Annotated in this window: 16 protein-coding genes; 8 read left to right on the top strand and 8 right to left on the bottom strand. The window is 32.0% G+C overall.

The window, feature by feature from the left end; translation table 11 throughout:
- Positions 1–54 precede the first annotated feature (54 nt).
- The 3 genes from BLW23_RS10950 to BLW23_RS10960 form a co-directional block, all read right to left on the bottom strand.
- Entirely contained in the window at positions 55–267 is a 213-nt protein-coding gene (locus BLW23_RS10950) for a hypothetical protein (RefSeq protein WP_093669752.1), read from the bottom strand.
- Positions 268–348: 81 nt separating this feature from the next.
- On the bottom strand, positions 349–558 hold the full coding sequence (locus BLW23_RS10955) for a hypothetical protein (protein WP_093669754.1): 210 nt from the start codon (positions 556–558) through the stop codon (positions 349–351).
- A 122-nt stretch (positions 559–680) separates the two neighbouring features.
- Positions 681–3,050 (bottom strand): TonB-dependent receptor, encoded by a 2,370-nt coding sequence (locus BLW23_RS10960; RefSeq protein WP_093669756.1) that lies wholly within the window; start codon positions 3,048–3,050, stop codon positions 681–683.
- Between the two features lie 249 nt (positions 3,051–3,299).
- On the opposite strand from BLW23_RS10960, the gene BLW23_RS10965 reads away from it, so the two are divergent.
- From BLW23_RS10965 to BLW23_RS10980, 5 genes are all read left to right on the top strand, one after another.
- Positions 3,300–5,531, top strand: a complete 2,232-nt coding sequence (locus tag BLW23_RS10965; RefSeq protein ID WP_093669758.1) for a lantibiotic dehydratase family protein — start codon at positions 3,300–3,302, stop codon at positions 5,529–5,531.
- A complete protein-coding gene (locus BLW23_RS10970) occupies positions 5,515–6,384 on the top strand; it encodes a thiopeptide-type bacteriocin biosynthesis protein (RefSeq protein ID WP_093669760.1) in 870 nt (289 codons plus the stop codon). The genes BLW23_RS10965 and BLW23_RS10970 overlap by 17 nt, the downstream gene beginning before the upstream one ends.
- Positions 6,381–8,111: a helix-turn-helix domain-containing protein gene (locus tag BLW23_RS10975; RefSeq protein ID WP_093669762.1), complete on the top strand. Its 1,731-nt coding sequence runs from the start codon at positions 6,381–6,383 to the stop codon at positions 8,109–8,111. Before BLW23_RS10970 ends, BLW23_RS10975 begins: the two co-directional genes overlap by 4 nt.
- 140 nt (positions 8,112–8,251) lie before the next feature.
- Positions 8,252–8,419: a hypothetical protein gene (locus BLW23_RS23210; RefSeq protein ID WP_176829798.1), complete on the top strand. Its 168-nt coding sequence runs from the start codon at positions 8,252–8,254 to the stop codon at positions 8,417–8,419.
- A gap of 113 nt (positions 8,420–8,532) precedes the next feature.
- Positions 8,533–10,185 carry a S8 family serine peptidase gene (locus BLW23_RS10980; protein WP_093669764.1) on the top strand — a complete coding sequence of 551 codons (1,653 nt, stop codon included), beginning with the start codon at positions 8,533–8,535 and terminating at the stop codon, positions 10,183–10,185.
- Between the two features lie 233 nt (positions 10,186–10,418).
- Here the strand turns inward: BLW23_RS10980 and BLW23_RS10985 are convergent, their stop codons facing one another.
- Positions 10,419–10,754 carry a single-stranded DNA-binding protein gene (locus tag BLW23_RS10985; RefSeq protein WP_093669766.1) on the bottom strand — a complete coding sequence of 112 codons (336 nt, stop codon included), beginning with the start codon at positions 10,752–10,754 and terminating at the stop codon, positions 10,419–10,421.
- Positions 10,755–10,925: 171 nt separating this feature from the next.
- Between BLW23_RS10985 and BLW23_RS10990 the strand changes: the two genes are divergently transcribed.
- Positions 10,926–11,468: a GNAT family N-acetyltransferase gene (locus BLW23_RS10990; protein WP_093669768.1), complete on the top strand. Its 543-nt coding sequence runs from the start codon at positions 10,926–10,928 to the stop codon at positions 11,466–11,468.
- A complete protein-coding gene (locus BLW23_RS10995) occupies positions 11,458–11,808 on the top strand; it encodes a hypothetical protein (RefSeq protein WP_093669770.1) in 351 nt (116 codons plus the stop codon). Before BLW23_RS10990 ends, BLW23_RS10995 begins: the two co-directional genes overlap by 11 nt.
- A 30-nt stretch (positions 11,809–11,838) precedes the next feature.
- Here BLW23_RS10995 and BLW23_RS11000 read toward each other — a convergent pair whose 3' ends face one another.
- Complete coding sequence (locus BLW23_RS11000) at positions 11,839–12,306, bottom strand: CBS domain-containing protein (protein ID WP_093669772.1); 468 nt, start codon at positions 12,304–12,306, stop codon at positions 11,839–11,841.
- Between the two features lie 109 nt (positions 12,307–12,415).
- On the opposite strand from BLW23_RS11000, the gene BLW23_RS11005 reads away from it, so the two are divergent.
- Complete coding sequence (locus BLW23_RS11005; RefSeq protein WP_093669774.1) at positions 12,416–14,716, top strand: M28 family peptidase; 2,301 nt, start codon at positions 12,416–12,418, stop codon at positions 14,714–14,716.
- A gap of 69 nt (positions 14,717–14,785) precedes the next feature.
- Here the strand turns inward: BLW23_RS11005 and BLW23_RS11010 are convergent, their stop codons facing one another.
- From BLW23_RS11010 to BLW23_RS23670, 3 genes are all read right to left on the bottom strand, one after another.
- On the bottom strand, positions 14,786–19,759 hold the full coding sequence (locus BLW23_RS11010; protein ID WP_093669776.1) for an Ig-like domain-containing protein: 4,974 nt from the start codon (positions 19,757–19,759) through the stop codon (positions 14,786–14,788).
- 1,452 nt (positions 19,760–21,211) lie between these two features.
- A complete protein-coding gene (locus BLW23_RS11015) occupies positions 21,212–21,691 on the bottom strand; it encodes an ankyrin repeat domain-containing protein (RefSeq protein WP_093669779.1) in 480 nt (159 codons plus the stop codon).
- 19 nt (positions 21,692–21,710) lie between these two features.
- A complete protein-coding gene (locus BLW23_RS23670) occupies positions 21,711–22,517 on the bottom strand; it encodes an HNH/ENDO VII family nuclease (RefSeq protein WP_317039316.1) in 807 nt (268 codons plus the stop codon).
- Between the last annotated feature and the right edge of the window lie 18 nt (positions 22,518–22,535).

The following is a 22,535-nucleotide window of genomic DNA, read 5'->3' on the forward strand; positions in this document are numbered from 1 at the left end:
TATGGAGATATGCATTTATCATACCTCCATAATAAAACTGCACAGAAACTTTAACTAGGCAGAAATAGTATCGGCGCTACCACCACATCCTGCAACTAAGTTACATCCAGTATTGGTACTACCACAGTTTTTTGCAAGGTTAAGATCAACTCTTATATTACTTACTCCTCCTGTAGAAGAAAGTGCTGTTGAAAACCCTCCTTGTAATGTATCGTTTGAAGTTTCTAAACTCTCAAATTTTGCTAAGTCAAATTGCTTATTTTTCATAATTAAAATTTTAAATAGTTATTTAATTGTATGGAGATACGCCTTTATCATATCTCCATATTTTATTTTATCACTTATCTATTAAGCAATAGTTTTATCTTTACTTCCACCACATCCTGCAACTAAGTTACATCCAGAGTTAGTAGAACCACAATTTCTTGCTAAGTTAATATCAAGCTCAATATTGCTAATTCCTCCAGTAGAAGAAAGTGCTGGAGAGAATCCCCCTTTTAAAGTATCGTTTGATGTTTCTAAACTCTCAAATTTCGCTAAATCAAATTGTTTTTTCATGATTGATATTTTTAAAAAAATTAATAATTAAAGAAGTATACTTCTTTTCTTTTGTTGCAACTTAAAGACTTCAAACCGTTTACATGCGCACTATAAACACTTGTAGTCTATTTTTTTTATAGTTAAATTCTATTTTTTTCGTCTTTATTCCCCACATTTCGATTCGTTTTTCTAACCTTACTACTACCAAAATTATAGTTCAGTGAAAACTTTAAATACTGTGTATCATAATAACCTCGATAAATGGCATCAGTATTATTTCTAGTACTTAAATTGTTGAAATTGTATTCTCTGAAAATATTATTTGCAGCAAGCGACACTTGTAACTTATCACTAATATTATATTTTGCAAATGCGTTAAGAAAATACTGTTCATAGTTATAAATAAGCTCATTAGATGTATTTGGAAATCGATAGGTAAAATCAAATCCAACCACCCATTTCTTTTCTTTTCCTAACATAAAATGGTTAGTTGTTTTTAGGACTGCTCCTATACCAGTGATTGACCTTGGGGTGATTGGATAGATTTTAGATGTTGACTCATTATAATACAGTTGTAATGTGTTAGAACTTTGCCACCATTTTTTCTTGTTGTATAAATAGTTTGCCCAAATTCCAATATCATAATTATCAAAATAGTTTAACCTTGTAATTGACTGTGTTAAATTACTATTGTCCAATACAGCTACTTGTCCAGAGTTGTTTTCTACATATGAAAAATATACAGCGGTACTTAATGCACTCTTGTAAATATGACTTAATATTACTTGAGATGAGATTGCTGGTAACAAATTTGGGTTTCCTTCTGAATAAGAAAATGGACTCGTATAAATTCTGAATGGATTTAACGCATTAAATACTGGCCTATGAATTCTTTTAGAATAATCTAATGAGAAATTATGATGCTGACTTGGTTTATAGTTAATGTATAATGTTGGAAAAAAGTTAACGTAATCATTTCTTACTTCACTATTCAGAATTTTTTCTTGAGCTAAGGTTTGTGTGCGTTCCATTCTTACCCCCGTTTGAAAGCTCCATTCCGTAAGCCCAAACGTATTGCTAAAAGATGTATATAAAGCCTGAATATCTTCTTTATAACTGAACTTTGTCTGCTGATCAAAATCCACAACTCCCGTTATTAACACATCGTTATTCGTTTTAGAGAAAGTAACTTTTCCTCCGAAATTTAACATCCCTTTTTTTAATGCATAATCTACATCTACCTTCGAAGAGAAATTCGAAATATTCTGATTTGACCTATTCCCTATTCTGGTTTCTTCATCTAAAATATTACCTCCAGTTTGATTGGGTGTAGAAACAACATTACTATTCTGACTTAACTCATAGTCGAAATAATCGAAATCAATATTTATAGTTTTTTTAGGCGTAACATTAACAACAGAGTGAAAGTTAAAACTATTAAAATCCTTATCCCCATCTTCTTGTCCTGAGGTTTCTATTTGTAATATTCCAGTATTTAATCCTGATTCAGGCACAGAAATATTTCCAGTATTTGATGAATTGGGCGTATTAAAACTTCCTGTATATTGTGCTCCAAAAAGCCAATTGGAATTTACTCGATATTCAGATGACAAGTTCGCTGTCCACAGGTCAGTTTCATATTTGTAGTTTGTCTCCTGATTCCACTGATTATCCGGATAATAAATAATATTACTTTCCTCTCCTCTAGTTTCTCCATTTCTCTTGGTCAAATTAGCTGTTAAAAACAACTTCTTTTTGTTATAGTTAAAAGATCCGCTATATGCCGAAACACTATGATAACCTTGTCTATATGAAGCCGAAATATTACTATTCCAGAATTCAATATCTTTCTTTTTTAAAATCACATTAATCAAAGCAATATTCCCATTAGCTTCATACTTCGCAGGAGGTGTATTAATTATTTCAATACTATCAATGTCTGACGATTTCATTGACCTTAAAAAACTCATTAAAGCGTCTCCTCGCAATTTAGAATCTCTTCCATTTATTAATACAATAACTCCTTCTTTTCCAAAAACTTGTATCCCGTCATCCTGAGCAATTACACTCGGTGTGAAATTTAATAGCTCTGTTACATTTCCATTAGCCTTACCAATTAAACTATTTTTCACATCAAAAATTACTCGGTCAGTTGCTCTTTTAAAAACCTTTGTGTTTGAGGCTACATTAATTTCTTTAAGCTTCTCGCTGTTTTCCTTTAGCACTACTTTTTCCAAGATAGTCTTGTCCTTTAACTCAACTTTTCTTTCCCATTTTTCATAACCCAAAAAACTAACAACAAACACATAAGCACCCTTTTCGGCAATAATTTCATATTTTCCTTTTTCGTTTGATACTGTACCCTTAATAATTTTTCCGTTTCTTTGTAAAATAATATCGGCGAACTCAATCGGTTGATTTTTATGATCAACCACCTCCCCCACATAAGTGACTTGAGAATACGTAAAAGTTGTTAAAAGTATACAGATGTAGAAAAACAATTTTTTCATTTTTCAGGGTTTGTTTATTGTTATTTTGTTTTGTGTTTTTGTTTAACCAAACTGAACAATTATCTTCCAGTTCGTTTACAACAAAGTAAAAGGATCATTCAGAAACTCACAAAGTAAGGTAGTCTACATTCAGAAATAACGACCCTCAATACATGAATCAAGACACCTAAAAAACTGACTCATAGACACTAAAATCAATTCAACTGATTTATAAACTAATTGAACAACTTTAGCTATTCCGAGTAAAGAATGAATAAAAATGGATATCAAATATTTGATGACTTTGTATTGCGGACGCCCTTATTCCCTATAAACACCTATAGTAAGCTAACCAATACATCAACGATTAACGGGGATGAATTAAAATCATTTATTTCTGCAAATGAATTTCTTGAAGCTATTTATTTTGCTTCACCTAATTTATTAGAACTAATAATAAAGTACTCTGCTGGATTAATTTCTGATCCCAAGAAAAATGAGAAACTTACACACACAATTCTAAAATATGTAAGCAGATCATGTAGTCGGTGCACTCCTTTTGGTCTTTTCGCTTCTTGTGGTATTGGAAAGTTTTCAAATGAAACAGATATTTTACTAAAAGATCATCAAACGTTTAAACGTTCCACAAAATTAGATGCATCGTATATTGATAAGATATGCCAGGCTTTACTTTCTGACCACCAAATTAAACAATTGCTAAAATTTTACCCTAACAGCAGTTTGTATGAATTTGATGAAAAATACCGATACATTTTCTATACTCTTGAAAATAGAAAACGCTCTTATCATCTCGATGGAGCTTATAAAACAGATTATTTAGAGGCTCTAATTGATCGTGCAGAGCATGGTAAAACCATTACAGAACTTGTTGAACTGCTAACTTCAGATGGCTTTTCTCAGGAAGAATCAGTAAAATATATAGACTCTTTAATTGAAAACCAACTCTTAGTCTCTGATCTAGAAATCAATACGACTGGAAAAGAAAGTTTGGATGAAATTATTGACATTTTAGATGGTATTCTTTCCACTGAAAACACATCTTTTACTAAAGTAAAGAAAATAAAGGAGCAGTTGCAAAGAATTGATAAGTCGTTTGTCAACGGTATAGAACCCTACAAATTCTTAAAAAAGAAAGAAATTGTTTTTAAAACAGCTCACAATAACGGCGTTCTTCTTCAAACAGATAGTTTTTCTCTAACGTCTTCAAATACTTTGAGCTTTAAAATTAAAAAGCAGATAAAAGGTGTAATGTCACTATTAAATAGAATGAGCCTTCCTTTTGAAACCGAAAGGTTAGCCGTTTTTAAGAAAAGGTTTAAAGATAGATATGAAAATCGAGAAGTACCTCTTTATTTGGCTTTGGACTCTGAACTAGGAATAGGATATGGCTCAAAAAAGAATAACTTTAGCGTAATTGTTGATGATATCCCATTGGTTGATTCTCAAAAACGATATCAGAATTTTGTTTGGACTGATGTGGATGCTATTCTCCTTCAAAAAACGCTAAAAGCGATAGATACGAATACCAAAATCTTCGAGCTAACATTAGATGATTTCAAAGACTTTGATGAAAACTGGTCGGACCTACCCGATACCATGTCTTCAATTATTGAAGTTATAACTATAGCAGGTGAAACTAAAATTGTTCTTGATTATTTGGGAGGAGCTTCCGGCGCAAATTTAATTGCCCGATTTGGGCATTTAGATCATAAGATTCACAATCATATAGAAAATATATTCGACATTGAAAACAAGATGAATCCCGATAAGTTAATTGCTGAAATCGTTCATCTTCCACAATCTAAGGCAGGAAATATAACCTACCGCCCTGTAAAAAGAGAATATGAAATACCTTATTTAGGAAAATCTACAGTCTCAAAAGAGAAACAAATTGATATTAAAGACATCATGATATCAATTAAAAAAGGGCAAATCATACTTCGATCGAAACGTTTACATAGAGAAATAATACCCAAACTAACAAATGCTCATTTACCTAATGACCGTTCTTTACCTATTTACCGATTTTTATGTGATATTCAAACAGAAGGAAAAAGAGGAGGTATTGGTTTTGCTTGGCACAATTTATTTGATAATTTTTCTTTTCTACCAAGAGTAATTCATAAAAATGTAATTCTTTCTAAAGCACAATGGCGGATTGATTACGCAGAAATTGAAGCTTTTTATAATTTAAACAAAGAAGAGTTACTAGATACTTTTGTGAACTGGTGCGATGAAAAGAATATTCCTGAGTATGTTCAAGTTGTAGAAAGAGATAATACACTTTTAATAAATACTAAAAATATAAATTGTGTAGAAATGCTTTTAGATACGGTAAAAAACAAAAGTACTTTTATTCTTGAAGAGTTTTTATTCACAGAAGATAAAACGGTTACACGAAACGAGACTTCTTTTTGTAATGAATTTGTTATCAGCTTATTTAATAATCAAAAATTAAAATACCATGGAAGTGATAACTAATAATAAGTACGTACAGAGGAACTTCATGATTGGTGATTCATGGATATATTACAAAATATATTGTGGAGCATATACGGCTGATGATATTTTAGTAAAAGCTATCCACCCTATAGTTTCGGACCTTCTCAAAAACAATATAATTGAGAAATGGTTTTTTATTAGATATAATGATCCTGAAAATCATATTAGAATTCGGATTTTGTTACGAACCCCTGATCAACTTAATTCTGTTATTCAGAAAGTAAAAACCTATTTAGCGCCTTTTATAAACAGTCAAGAGATATGGGATGTTCAATTACACACTTATAAAAGAGAACTTGAAAGATATGGAACAAATACAATGTCTATCTCTGAGTCGTTATTTTTTTATGACAGTGAAATAATAATCAATGGTATCGCTAATATTCCAAATGAAACCGAATACTTTCTATTTATTATAAAAATTGTTTTTGACCATTTAAGCCTCTTCAATTACGAGGATCAGGAAAAAATGAATTTTATTAGCTCGATGAGAAATGGGTATCGCAAAGAATTCAACACAAACAAAACAACAACCAAGAGTTTAGATGCCAAGTATCGTTCATTAAAAGAAAAAATTCATAAAATCTTAGGGTTCAACAACTCTGATCTGTCTTATACAACAAAGAATAATGAATTAAATTACAAAAACATAAAAACGACATTGGTTTCGTATAAAAAAGAAGGAAATCTGCTGGTTGACTCAAATGAGTTATTAGCAAGTTATATCCATATGACCATTAATAGAAGTTTTAAATCAAAACAAAGGTTGTATGAGTTAATGATATATGATATATTATACCGAGTTTATAAAACTAAAATTGCACTAAAATGAATTTAAAAAGAGGGATTTACTTTTTATTTTGCGCAATGACATCTATTTACTGTATTGCACAAACCGACATTAACAATTTGACATTGAGATCATATGATGAACTTATGGAGTTGTATGAAAATGAAAATGACCAAAACAAATCTGAAGTTTACGCTAATGCTTTTCTTAAAAAAGCTCAAAACGAAGCAGACACTACAAAAATACTCACAGGGTTTCATTTAAAATCATTAATTGCAAAAAACGAAAAACGCCTTCAGTTTTTAGATAGTATAATTTCACTTACAAAGTATTATCAAGATAAGACCTATCCTGCTTCTGCTTATATTTCAAAAGGAAATTTTTTTTACAAAAAAAGAGATTTCAAAAAATCACTAGATCTTTACTTAAAAGCTAAATCTTCAGCAGAAAAAACGGATAACCCTTTTCTTGTTTTCAGTAGTAATTATTCTATTGGAAGATTAAGAAACCGAACAAACGACTCTATCGAAGCATTAAATATACACCGGGAAAATTTCGACTTTGTGAAAAAAAACTTAGATAAATTTTCTAAAATAACCTATTTAAGATCTGCACATGCCTTGGCTAATGCTTATAATAACGCTAAAGTTTTAGATTCAGCCAAATACTTAAATACCTTGGGTATAAAAGAGGCATTAACAATAAAAAACCCTAGATACGTTAACCTGTTTTATTTAAACGAAGGAACCACTCAATATTATCTAGACAATTACGGAGTAGCAATAGAAAATTTAAAAAAATCTAAAGCCTACTATGATAGTATAAATCATAAACCCAACTTATCTGAAAGTCTTTATTTTTTGGGAAAAAGCCAATTGAAAATAAATAAAAACGAAGAGGCCGTGAGTAATTTTAAGAAAATTGATACAATTTTCCAGAAAACAAACGACTTATTACCCAGAATAAGAGATTCTTATCAATTATTAATTGAGCACTATAAAAAGTCTAAGGACTTGAACCAACAATTACATTATCTAAACAGGCTCATTAAACTAGACAGCATTATTACAAGTAATGAAATATACATCAGTAAGCATCTTGTAAGAAAATACGATATTCCTAAAATAGTAGCTGAAAAAGAGGCTGTTATTGAGGCCTTGGAAAGTAATAATGTTTTTAGTAAAAAAATAATTATAGCCACTATCGTTATTCTTTTGATCACTCTTGTACTTCTATACATCCAATCATATAAAAAGAAAGTATATAAAGAACGTTTCGAAGCTATTATTAAGGATAGAAAACCTAATAGCAAGAAAGCCGAAGTAATTCCAACAAAAGATAATCTTGAAGAAAAAGTTATTAAGAAAAAAGAACTGAACATCCCTCAGGATATTATTGATCGTATTTTGGAATCATTAAATAACTTCGAAGAAGAAAATCAATTTCTCGACTCTCAAGTAAACATTCAAGAAATGGCAAAAAAATTCAAAACAAACACGAACTATTTGTCAAAAATTATCAATCATTATAAAAAACAAAATTTTGCGACTTACATAAATTTTCTTAGAACGGATTATATTATTCTAGAATTGCAAACGAATAGAACTCTTCGAAATTATACAATTTCAGCTTTAGCTCGGGAAATCGGATTCAAATCTTCCGAGTCATTTTCCAAATCTTTTTACAAAAGAACTGGAATTTACCCCTCGTACTTTATCAGTAATCTTGAGAAAAAAAACATACAAAAACCTGAAATACAAGAACTTTAAGCTCTTAATTCATGAATTAAGACTAAAAACAGGTACTTATTCATGAATTAAGACCGACACAGCTCTTTCTTGGGTAACTATCTCATTTTCTGTATGTAAATTTACTACAGAAACTTTAACTAATAAAAAAACTATTAATTATGAGAAAATTAAAATTAGACAATTTCAGAGTAACGACTTTAACTAATTTACACTCTATTAGAGGTGGAAATATGGGAGGTGATATTGAAACTGGAGATCTTGAATGTGTTAATATGTCTACCAAATTTATTGAAAAAGGAAATGGGGCTAAAAGCATAAGTCAATAATATAAAGCTTACAATAAAAACTTTTATCTTTATTCATTCAAAAGAAAAATTGCAATATTAAATTAATATTGCAATTTTTTGTTTAATTTTTCCCTTTTAGATTTAAATCGTTTATGACAATTACCAAAATCTTTCCACTATATATTTTTTGTTTTGTGTTATTTCTTTCATGCAACAAACCTCAAAAGAGTTACATATTCAGTCAAAAAACTCCAATTCCTACTAGAAATCTTGATGAAACAACCCGCAAGGACTGGAGTTATAAAGACATTATTAATGATTCTATTCCTGGAATTAGTTTAAGCAGAGCTTACAAAGAGATCTTAAAAACGAAAAAAGGGGAAAATATTATCATTGCTGTTATTGATCAATCAGTCGATATTAATCATACCGATTTGCAAGAATATATTTGGACGAATGAAAATGAAATTCCAAACAATAATATTGATGATGATCAGAATGGCTATATCGATGATATCAACGGGTGGAATTATAACGGAAGTGCAACTGTGCAAAATAAAAGGTATTCACACTATGATTATACGAGAACAGTAAAAGCCTATCAACACTTATTTGAATCAGATACAACTATTACCGAAAGTAATGCCTTAAAACACCAAGCTTATATAAGAGCTAAAGAACTACTTACTAAGAATCTAAAATCAGTGCCTAAAGACATTCAATACGCCAATAACGTATATACGTGGAAAAATATGGCAAAAACAAAACTATCGAAATATTTAGATACTATCTCGGATAATAGTAAAACCCTAAAAAAGCTCGACAGTTTAAAGAAACAGTATCCAAACGATTCTACTTTACTACAAAACATTAATATTTTTTCTGGGTTCGTTACGAACGGATACACTGATGGTCATATAGAAGGTCTCAAACTTAAATCGAATAACCTACTTAACAAGCAACTAAACATTGACTTTAACGAGAGAGAAATCACTAATGATACCCCTAACGATATTAATAATAGCCATTACGGAAACAATATTGTTAATTCAGATTTAAATTTATTTTCTCATGGAACTATAGTGAGCGGAGTTATCCTTAGAAAAACAGAAAATTTAAAGGTTATGCCTTTAACCATTGTAGGGTATGGATCTACTCATGACAAGGATATTGCTTTAGCTATTAGATATGCCGTAGATAACGGTGCTAAAGTAATTAATATGAGTTTTGGTAAAAGCTTTTCTCTCTATAAAAACATGGTTGACGACGCCATAAAATATGCAGAAAAACACAATGTGGTAATCATAACCTCAGCTGGAAATAATAATCATGATATGGATCGTAACTCTAAGTTTAACTATCCTGATGACAGAGATTCAGATAAGAAAGAATTTGTATCTAATTTTATAAAAGTGGGAGGAACTTCGCGAAACACAAATAGTAAGTTAAAGTATACTATGAGTAATTATGGTTCTGAAAACGTAGATCTTTTTGCTCCTGCAAAAGATATTTACACTAGTGTACCGAATAATGAATATAAATATGATTCAGGAACTTCTCTAGCGGCAGCCATTACATCGAAAGTGGCAGGAATACTTTATTCTTATTATCCAAAATTAACATCAAAAGAAGTGAAGCTAATTTTAATGGAATCAGGAGTTTCATATTCGTTTAAAGTAAACCATCCTTCAAGAAAAAAAAACGAACAACAAGTTACATTCAGCCAACTTTCTAAATCAGGAAAAATATTAAATGCTTATAATGCGTTAATAATGGCAGATAGTATAAGCAACGCGAATCATTAATTAGATACGTTTTTAAATGAACCGAACGGTTTATACTATTTGCTTGCGAAAGTTTTATTCGCAAATAGTATTGTATTGAACTCACCTTGGGCTTTTTCTAATTCCTAGAAAACAGACTAAATTAGTTCAATTAAAAAAGAGGATAGCTTTTGATAAACAATCCTCTTTAGCCTTTTTCTTTCAGTTTTTTAATGTCAAATCTTAAAATTTGATATTGATTGCAATTTTCCCACTTATTTTTTACCAAGCATTAATAACTCGTTGCAAACAACTTCGGTAACATAGCGCTTATTCCCTTGGTTGTCTTCAAATGATCTCGATGTCAATTTCCCTTCAATCATTACCTCACTACCTTTCTGCAAGAATTGCTCTATGATTTCAGCTGTTTTATTCCAAGCCACTATATAGTGCCATTGTGTATCCGTTATCTTTTCTCCTGATGAGTTTTTGTAAGTTTCATTTGTTGCTAATGAAAATTTAGCTAGCTTTTTACCACTCTCAAGAGCAATAATTTCCGGTGTTGTTCCTAAGTTTCCAATCAACTGTACTTTGTTTTTAAGTGCATTCATAATTATTAATTTTTCGTTAAACAGTTAAGATGTTGTCATTTAAATATTTTTGACGAGGCAAAGATGTAACATGATTAAAATTAAAATCGGTTATTAAATGTTTGTTTTCGTTTGTAATTGAATGTAATCGTTTAATAATATTTTAATACATTTGTTTTCAAACAGTTAATCATGGAAATACATTTAGAAACCGAAAACCTTATTTTAAGAAAATTTCAAGAAAATGATGTTTCTCATATTTTTGAGTTAGACTCCAATGCTGAAGTTCACAAATATCTCGGCAACAAACCCATTTCAACTTACAAGCAAGCAGAAGATATTATTACTTTTTTCCTAGAACAATATGAACAACGAAAAATTGGTAGATTTGCCGCATTTGAAAAATCTTCTGGTGATTTTATCGGTTGGTCGGGGTTAAAACTAAATTCTGGCGAAAAAGAAGAATTAAACGGATTTACAGAGTTTATCGATATTGGATACCGTTTAATTCCGAAATTTTGGGGAAAAGGTTATGCTACTGAATCTGCCGTTAAATGCTTGGACTTTGGTTTCCGAAACATGAATTACGATATCATTTATGGTGCCGCCGAAAGGGGTAATATCGGCTCCAACAAAATACTTCAAAAAATAGGATTAAAGTTTGTCAATGATTTTGCTTTTGAGGATAAAAAAGCAAAATGGTATGAACTAAGTAAATTGGACTATGGAAAATAGAAAATGTTTGGAATGTGATGAAAAGGTTGTCGGTCGTATCGATAAAAAGTTCTGTTCTGACTATTGTCGCAATTCATATAATAACAAAGTAGATAAAGAAAGTAAAAACTTAATTAGAAACACAAATAATCGGCTACGAAAAAACTATAAAATATTATCAGCACTTAATACGTTAGGGAAAACGAAAACAACTAGGAGAAAGCTTTTTGATAAAGGTTTTGACTTTAAATTTATCACAGCAATATACACCACAAAAACAGGCAACACCTATTATTATGTGTATGATCAAGGATATTTAGAACTAGAAAATGAATGGTTTTTATTGGTTAAGCAAGAGTAATACAATTTAAAAATGAATTACAGATTATTTCTATTTCCAGGTATTTCCTTTAAGTCTTATTGCTGCTTTTAGTACATCCTTTTGACTTATCTGTCCAACTAATTTCCCATTTTCTACGATTGGAAACCTTCTTCGTTTAGATTCTAAAAATTTATTGGCGGCATCAAAAATATTCATATTACCATCTATCGTTTCAACCTCTCTTACCATAGCTTTTCCTACGGTGTTGTTTTTATCAATTGGTAAATTGTAATATCTACTTTCAGAAACCTGTTTCATACAATCTCCTTCCGAAATAATACCAATAAGTTCATTCTTTTCATTAACAACTGGACCTCCTGAAATCCTATTATTAATCAATGTTTCTATTACTTCTTCTATCGGTTGTTCTTCTTTAAAAGAAACCACTTTTTTCGTCATATAATCAGACACCAAAATCAGTTCCGAATTATTCTTTTGAACTGCCGTTCTTTTCCCTTGAAAGTTAATAATCCCCATGTTAAATCGTTTTTAATTAAGCTATTAAAGATACTGATTTTTAATGAGTTATAAATAACTTAATTTTTACAGTATATTTTAATACTTTTATGTAGCAAAAATCCACTTAATGAAAAAATCAAATAATCTCCCTGCAATCTTCATTATCATTATATCCATTTTTTTAAGTTTCCATGACAGTTCTCCAGATATTGCTTATGAAAAAAAATTAAAAAAAGAGACAAATTTTTCTGTAGACAATGCTTTATTTCATCTAAAAAACATTTCTCAAAAACCTCACTTTACTGGAAGTAATGAGCATAAGGAAGTTCAAAAATATATTATTACCGCGCTAGAAAAACTAGGTTTAAAACCAGAAATACAGCGTCAAGTTGCGTTTAATAAAAAATGGAAAGCGGGCACTACAGCAGAAAATATTGTTGCTCGGATTAAGGGTGCTTCTGGGAATAATGCCTTATTACTTCTAACTCATTATGATTCAAACCCTCATTCTTCTCTTGGAGCCAGTGATGCGGGCTCTGGAGTGGTTACTATATTAGAAAGTCTTAGAGCATTCTTAACCAACAATGAACAACCTATTAATGATATTGTTATTGTATTTTCCGATGCAGAAGAAGTTGGGCTTTTGGGAGCACAAGCTTTCGTAGATCATCATCCGTGGGCCAAAGACGTAAAACTCGTTTTAAACCTTGAAGCTAGGGGCAGTGGAGGTCCTAGTATTATGCTAATGGAAACCAACGGTAAAAACAAAAGACTCGTTGAAGAGTTTATAAAGTCGAAATCTACCTTTCCTGTATCAAGTTCATTGTTTTACAGCATTTATAAAATATTACCTAATGATACAGACTTAACGGTTTTTAGAGAAGATGGAAATATCAATGGATTTAACTTCGCTTTTATTGATGATCATTTCGACTATCATACAGAACAGGATTCTTATGAACGAATGGATAGAAATTCATTAATTCATCAAGCTGATTATATGATGACTTCTCTAAATCACTTTGCAAATTCGGATATTACAACCCTAAATAGTGAAGAAGATTTAGTTTTTGTAAATTTTCCACTACTAAAAATCATCTCATACCCTTTCAATTGGATTTTACCGATGCTCATTTTTTCTGTTGTACTCTTTTTAGTAGTATACTTTGCGGGTGCTCGAAATCAAAAAATCACTATTGTTGGTAGCTTAACAGGCTTTGTTCCTTTTACAATTTCTTTATTTGTAACTGGAGGAGTTAGTTTTATGCTTTGGAAAATCATTCTTTTAATTCATCCTGGTTATACCGATATACTTCATGGGTTTACGTACAATGGTTATTTATACATAGCTGCATTTTCTTCTCTAACAATTTGGATATTGTTCAAAATATATAGCTATTACAAATCAATAAAACCAACCGATCTTTTTATCGCTCCGATTGTATTTGGAATATTATTAAATCTTGTAATCTTTAAGTATCTACCTGGAGCTGCATTCCTAATTATTCCAGTTCTACTAGCCATTTTCGTTTTATACATCATTGTTTTAATGAATCTGAAGAGAACCTCTGGTCTTATTTTGTTTGCTATTATTTCAATTCCGTCTGTTTATATTTTGATTCCACTTATTAAATTATTCCCTGTTGGATTAGGGTTAAAGATTTTATTCGTTTCATCAATTTTTATCACATTCCTATTCGGGTGGTTGATTCCAATTTTACTTAAAGAGCAGAAGAAAAGTTATTGGCAAATTATAGCGGGGCTAGCTACGATTGCTCTATTTACTATGACAACCTTTTCTAGCGGATTTAATGTTGACAATAAGAAACCAAACAGTTTAGTTTTTATAGAAAACACCGACACCAAATCTTCCTATTGGGCGACTTACAATAACACCATTGATAGTTATACAAAACAAATTTTTAACGAGAATTATACTGAAGGAAACCTTCCAGAAACATCTGGTAAAAGCAAATACAATACTCCTTTTAAGTATCACAAACTCGCTAAATACCAAAATTTACCTAATTCTAAAATCTCAGTAATTTTAGATACTATCATTGAAAATAACAGAGAGATTAATTTTACTATTATACCACAAAGGAAAATTAACAAATATGAAATTTACACTTCTAATCCTTTAGAAATTAAAGGAATTTGTTTAAACGGTGAATCTTACGATTATGAAACTCCTCTAAAAATAAAACAAGGTAGCGTTTTAACATATCAAATGGCTAATTTTGATACTGAAGTTAGTGTGCTATTGAAACTTCCAAAAGATTCGAAGTTGGAACTAACTTTAAATGAAATATCTTATGACTTATTAACCAATCCTGCATTTAATTTAGAATCTAGAAATGAAACAATGATGCCAATGCCATTTGTTACCAATGATGCCATTATTACTTCTAAAGAGCTTAAATTCTAATAATGAAGAATACAACGATTATCAGAAATACGATAATCGTTGCTTTTTTTGAAAGATCTTATTTCTTATTTAATTTGAACCATTGTTATACTGAATAATATCTTCATCATTATCGTTATTCGTATTTGTTTGTCCTCCTGAATCTGATTTTACTGTTACTTTTAGAGGTCGCTGTCCTCTAGAGTTTCCAGGAGAAATAAATACAGCTTTTATTCCAATTTTAGAAAGTGTATTCCCAGGAAATATACCTCCATTTCCGATAAACCTGAATTTATGCAGTCCTCCTTCTAAAATATAACTCCAATCTGAATTGTCAACTGCCATTCCGTTTAAAGTAGTTAAACCACTTTCAAAAGTGAAGTTAAAATTAGAACTATCTGATATTCTCACTTCAACAGGGTTAATTCCATTAGCATCTTGAAAATTTGATTCAGCAACAGCTACCACAAAATCAATATCCTCACTATTTCCATTAACTACGGTTTTTCTTGTAAACAATGTAGGTGAATAGTCTGGTGGAAGAAACTTCCTTACCATAATACGTACAGTTGCTCGATCACAGGCCTGAGATGTCCCATTGTCACATGTTTCGTATACAAATGAATCTTGTCCCCAAAAACCAGTATTTGGCTTATATACAAACGTACCATTCGCATTTAATGTTAGTGTTCCATTACCTACATTCGATACTGGCGTTTCATTAATCACTTGAGTATTCCCCTCTGGATCAAAATCATTGTCCAATACATTTCCATTAACCGCATTTGCAACCACATCCGACATCGTATAATATGCATCATCATTGGCAATCGTAGTATTTCCAGTATTTGGTAATATTTGTATTTCTACTGTGGCTGTATCGCATAAAGGTGTTGGAGATGCAGTATCACAAATCTGATAGATAAAACTATCTTCTCCAATAAAACCAGTATTCGGAGTATATGTATAACTTCCGTCAGTATTTAATGACAATGTTCCATTGCTTACATTTGTGATAGGCGTTGTATTTATGGTAATAATATCACCATCCGGATCGTAATCATTAGTAATTACGTTTCCAGTTAAATTAACATTTACTAAAGTCACACCGGTATCAGTATTCGCAATTGGTGCTTCATTTTGTGAGCTTACATCTGGTAATACTTCAATAAAAACAATGGCCGTGCTACATTCTTGAATTACATTATCATCGCATACCTCATAAGTAAAACTATCCTGACCTGAAAATCCTGGGTTTGGTTGATACGTAAATGCTCCATTTGAACTTAGATTAACCGTTCCATTTGTAGGGTTACCAACTGGTATTGCATTGACTGTTTGAATATCTCCTTGAATATCAAAATCATTCGTTAAAACATTGCTCTGAACTGCTTGACCTTTGTTCGTATTAATAAAATCATTAATAGCATTTGTACTATTGAAACACACTGAAACACAAAAATCCTTATCTGTTACTTTAGGAACGTCACCAGTAGTATACGAAGCCGCAACAACCTTCCCCGAATTATCTATAGTACTTGCTATTACAGTAAGTGGTTCTGTGGCATTGGCTGGATTATAATAGGTGTTTCCAATCCCATCCACTACAGGATCGTCATAAGCTTCGTTGGCATCACTACAGCCATCTGCATCGCTATCCGCATTTAAATAATCAGAGGTTCCCGAAGTAGTTTCTCTTGGGATTGTTCCAATATTATCTCCATTTGTTGTTTCAATGTTATCTGATAAACCATCTCCATCGGTGTCAGCTCCTGAGCTAGGATTATCCATATTATCCACCCTCCCGTCATTATTAGTATCTAAACTATCTGTTCCGGCTTCAGTAATATCGTAAATACCATCATTATCGCTATCTACATCTATTCGATTTGGAATTCCATCATTATCGAAATCACATTCTAACAAAAGATCATGAAAAATAGTTCTGTTAGTACTCGTTGAAGTATCAGCGGTTTCATTTACACCAAATACAAAATTACCTGAACTAAACGTTGAATGGTATAAGCCTACCCAATAATCAGGGTCAGATGAAGAAACCATATTATTAGGAGTTACCGTTCGATACGTTGTATAACTTAAACTTGGGTTGAAATCTTGCGTAGTTGGTTTTAATTGAGATCCTGGACCAACTTGGACAGTTTGAGAAGATTCATACCCGTGAACATCCACAAAACCTCCATTAGTAGAACCATCAATATCTCTTAAAACCGAAACGACATTGGCTAAAGTAGCGGGAGTTGTTGTTCCTGATTCAACCACTGTTAATTTGTATTCCACAAATGGATGTTCTTTATAATCGGACTCGGCAATTCTTAAACCTCCTACAGATGTTCTTTCTAATCTACCTGTTGGAATGTTTTCGTTTATTATTTCCACTAAAACGTCATAATTTACTCCATTACTTGAAAGTGCATTAACCTTTCTCAAAACATCTCCAGTATGGAGGTCAGAAGCATTTCCAGATTCAACAACTAATGCTTCTGAAATCACTCTTGTGGGCAATGTTGAACATTCTGTTACATCAGTTATTCCATCGTTGTCATCATCTAAATCACATAAATTCCCAATCCCATCACCATCAGAATCCACAAAAGCTGGGTTTCCAGGTGCACACGAATCACAAATGACAGAAACTTGACCGTCATCATAAGAGGTCCCTCCTGTAAAATTTAAACTATTAGGGACACCATATGTTGAACTTGAACTGTCTGTATTTACATTACCTGATAAGCTACCGTCTCCATTTAAATCATCATAATTATATGAGTTCCCATTACTTTCTAAAGCATCAGGGCAGCCATCTGCATCACTATCTACGTCTAAATGATTTGCAATACCATCATTATCTGTATCACAAAAATCAGTACTATATGCGAAACTATCTAAACCATGAGGATCATAAGATATTGATCGTATGAAACCACTGGTTACATCATGTCTAATAACTACCTGACGCACTTGACCTAGCGTGACAAAACCAATAGCTGTTTCAATATTATGCCCAACCATAACGGTTCCTTTTGAATTACCATCGGCGTCAAATATATTAATCATACCTGTACCATCATCTCCAACAACTCCTCCCTCTAAATAGGCTATTAATTTCCCATCAGCGTATACTTGGTATTTTAAAACAGGATTATTATCGGTAAACGTATCAAAAGCGTCAATAATATCTAAACTAAATGCTGTAACTGGTGTTGTAAAATCGATTTCTATACTGTAATAATCACCAACTACAGGCCCCATTTCTGGTTCAATATATGCACCATCACCAGAACCTCCTGAAATAAAATTATCTGCGGTTGTATCCCGAAATTCTGCTCTCCCATTTACTGGATGATTTGATACGTATTTCATAGTACCATTAGCGAAAGTTACTGAACTTAGAATAGCTGTACCATCACCAGAATGACTTGCTGTAAAATCATTGTTACCATTAAGTACTATTAAATTCTTTCCTTGATTATAAGCTCCTCGCTCAAAACCAGATTTTTTATAACCCGATCCATCAGTATTACCACCAATAGTATATACATCAAAGCCTCTTAAAGCCCAAGTTATATTGCCCGAACTAGGTGCCGTTGCACCAGAAATAGCAGGACATAACTCATCAACATCTAAGATTCCATCGTTATCATCATCCAAATCACAGTCATCTGCAATGCCATCACCATCAGAATCTGTTCCCAAAGAACATGGGTCTGAAACAGTCACTGTTCTAGTACATGTCCTTGAACTACTATTAATGCACCCTGATGGAGAGCTTGTATTTGCTCTAGTAAATGAAACTGTATAAGTTCCTGCGTTTGTAAAATGAATATTTTCTGTACTTGTTCCATTTCCATTCGCTACACTTACTCCCGAACTAGGCGATATGCTCCAGGTTGTGCTATTTGAAGGTGTTCCTCCACTCACTGAGTATTGAGTCGCTTGACCTGGATCTACTGTTGACGCTCCAGACACATTACAAGCACTCACAGCAGTACAGTTTTGCGGTCTTGTATATGGAATACTCATACTATTTCTATCGATTAATATATCATGCTCATACGTTCCTCCTGATTGGTGCCTTAACCTTACTAAGGTAGAAGTACTGTTAGCTGTAAAAGAACGTGTATATGTTGTAAATGAATGATTCCATGGTGTTGATGGCAGGTTAATATTTTCATTATGAACGTTTCCAATACTTAAATTCAGAGTAAGAGAATGTGGAGATTGATAACCATTTGTCATATGATTATGCGCTCTAAAACTAATTGTGTAACGATTTCCAACAATCGTAGAAATTCTTTGTTCTACATATCCGTTATTAACATATCCGTTATTTAAATTGATTGCTGAATGATCTGACCAATTTACATATTGAGCTCCATTGTGATAACTCCATCCATTTGAATTTAATAGATTTTGAAGAGTATGGTCGTACGAACGTACTTTCAAAGTATGCGAAATATTTCCAACCTCTAAATTCCAATCACCATCCTTTCCTGTTAAATCATCAGAAGCCGCTACTTTAATTCTTAACTCTCTTATTAATATGTTAACAGCCTGTTTTCCTTTCTCCCCTTTTCCAAACTCACAACCATATATATTTAACTGATCAATAGTATTTAATTCTATATTGTTTCGAATCCATATTACAATCTCATTCGCTTTCAGCCATCTGTCACGTATATACAATTGCCCTGGTTTTCCATGCGAAAACAAATGAAAAATAGCATTTGATTTCCCTATTGTTCTTTTTAACAATTCTGGCTGTTTTACGTCTTTATCAAAATAAGCGCGCCCATCAACATTGCTTGCATGTGTTTTTTGAGACGAAATAACAATAATTAATACAAAAATAAAACTTCTCGCCTTTAAAGAAACTTTTTCCCTATAATTAAGCACAAATGAGTTGTTGAGGTCTTTAACGTCTAAAAACATTGATGTCTTTAGCTTTAGTCGATTCAAATAATCTTCAATTTCCTCTTTAAAAAAGTATTGCTCTATCGTTTCTTTAAGAGCACGTTTAATCCGGTATAAAAAATCCCCCTCCATTTTTTATCATAGTTTTAGCTTCAACAATGTTTTTGCATAGTTTAGACTGATTCACTTTTTAGTTAATCAATGCTACCTATATGATAGAAATAAACTTTTCTTACGTTTATTTCAACCTCTGGGGGTATACCTAATAAGTCGGAGCAAATGTACATTAAAAAAACAATCAGACAAAAAACATTAAGTTTAAAATACTGTTTCACAATATTTTAAATTTATCGCAATAATTCTTATTCTTTACCTTACCCTCCTGAACAAAAAAACTACCTTACTCTTTACTGTAAGGTAGTTTTTATTTATTGTTATTGCTTACTCATACCCGCCACGAGAAAGGATTCTCGCGGTAGCCTTAATCTTTATCGCTCATTCGTGAGGGAACGAGGGCGCTAATACGTGAATTTAACGCTAAAAAAGCTTACTCCTAAAAAACAAAAAACCACCTCACAAAAAAATGTAAGGTAGCTTTTATATTTATTGTTTGTTTGCTTACTCGTAAACGCCACTAGTTACAAACTAGCGGTAACCCTTATTTTGACATACTAGCGCCATCAGGGGGAAGGGCAACTTTCTTCTTATAATAAAGAAATCATAAAACGTATTAATGATATTGAGAACTTACCAGAAGAAGACAAAAACCACCTTTTTTATCTTATTGACAATCTTGTCAAAGCCGCTAAGCTTAAAACCCTATAACATAAAAAAACTACCTCACAATTTAATGCAAGGTAGCTTTTATATTTATTGTTATTGCTTACTCTTAACCGCCACTAGTTACAAACTAGCGGTAACCCTTACTTTGACATACTCGCGCCAGCAGGGGGAATAAACTTAAAAGAAAACAATATAAAAACAAAAAAGGTAGCAATATAAAATCACTACCTTTGATTTATTAATTCTGTAACGCTATTTCAGGACGTCACATTGTTTATTTGCTTACTCTTAACCGCCACTAGTTGCAAACTAGCGGTAACCCCTACTTTGACATACTAGCGCCATCAGGGGGTAACCCTTACTTTGACATACTCGCGCCATCAGGGGGTAACCCTTACTTTGACATACTCGCGCCAGCAGGGGATGCCAAAACTAAAAAAGCTTACTCCTAAAAAAACAAAAAACTATCTCACATTAAAATGCAAGGTAGCTTCTTTTTAAACTTTTCATGTTGCCATTATAAATGGCTATTAATATGCTAGTTTCTTTTTAAACCTCCTTTTAAATCTTGCCATTACGCTATAGCTAAATGTCAAGGTGCGGAGTACTCCTAAGAAACAAAAAACTACCTCACAACTTAATGCAAGGTAGCTCTATTTTTATCTAATTCTTATTGCTTACTCATAAACGCCACGAGAAAGATTCTCGCGGTAGCCTCACTCTTTATCGCTTATTCTTGCGGGAGCGGGGGGGTAACCCTTACTTTGACATACTAGCGCCATCAGGGGCCATCAGGGGCTTTTAGCTTATACTTTCCGACATAATCTTATAAACTTCTTTATACCCAGCTATCTGTGATATTTCAATAGGGCTTTTATTTACGTTATTGATATGATTTGGATCAGCACCATAATCAATCAACAACTTTACCATCTCTGTTCTTTTTCCAAAACCTTTATCATTAAAAACTGCTGACCAAAGAGCCTGATTACCATAATTATCTGAAATATTAATATCTATATCATTACCAAGAATTTTTATTAAAATATGCTTATCATAATATATAGCCAAATGATGTAAAACAGTTTGTCCCTTTTTATCTTGATAATTTAAATCAATACCTTTATCAATTAAAAAAAATGAGATTTCCTTAGCCCCTTCAAAAATTGACACCATCAATAAATTATATTTTTGACTATCTGTTAAGGTCAAATCTTTCTCTGAAAATTCGTTTATGAATTTATCATATTTATTTTCTCTTATAATTTTAAACAAACTCATTATCTAATTATTTATATGTTTATTCTCTTTTTGGACGTGATTGCCCTTCATATTTACCACTTCTATTAGCTGAACGTGACTCAGGAAGATAGTTATCAGGATTATTATATTCATCCAATACTTCTTTCCAAGTAACCTCTCCATCAATATACTTTTGCCTTAATGCATGCCACTCGTGTCCTGGTTTATGTCCCATATCCCATTTTCTAGGCTTAGTTTTATCCCACTTTAATAACTCAAACGTATTAGGATCATAAACATTACCATTAACATCTTTTGCCGCTTCCGCTTTCCATACTTTTTCTACAACTCCTTTCCTAAAAGACGGTCTATTCCTAGATTTATAAATACGTTCGATTATATTAGTAACCTGACGTAATGAAGATTCATTCAATTCTATAGGAAGAGTTCTGAAGCTACTCAAGAAACCACTAGAATTACCTGATTTTGCATCTAACCCTTTTAAACCTTTTAAACTTCTCGTGTTAAAAAATGCTTTTACTTCAAAAGCAGTTAACGCTAAGTCTAAAGTTCCCCAACCATAATTTCCTTCAGAATAGTTTTTTATAGATGAAGCAGCTCCACCAAAAGGACTTAATTCAAAAGCTACCCAAATTGGATTCTGCATTCTAGCAAAATCTTGTAAAGCTTTTTGACCCTCTTGAAATCTAGCTACTTCAACTTTTCTGTCAAATGCCATGTCTTTTGCTTGCCCCATTCTTTTCGCCTGATCACGTTTAGTGTAAAGCCCATATTCTGACATATCAGGTGCATTACATGGAACACAAACTAAATCTAGCTGAACTTTTCCAACTTTTTTAGCCATACTGTTCCAGTAATAATA

The organism is Tenacibaculum sp. MAR_2009_124, from assembly GCF_900105455.1.
In the GTDB taxonomy this organism is placed as follows: Bacteria; Bacteroidota; Bacteroidia; order Flavobacteriales; family Flavobacteriaceae; genus Polaribacter.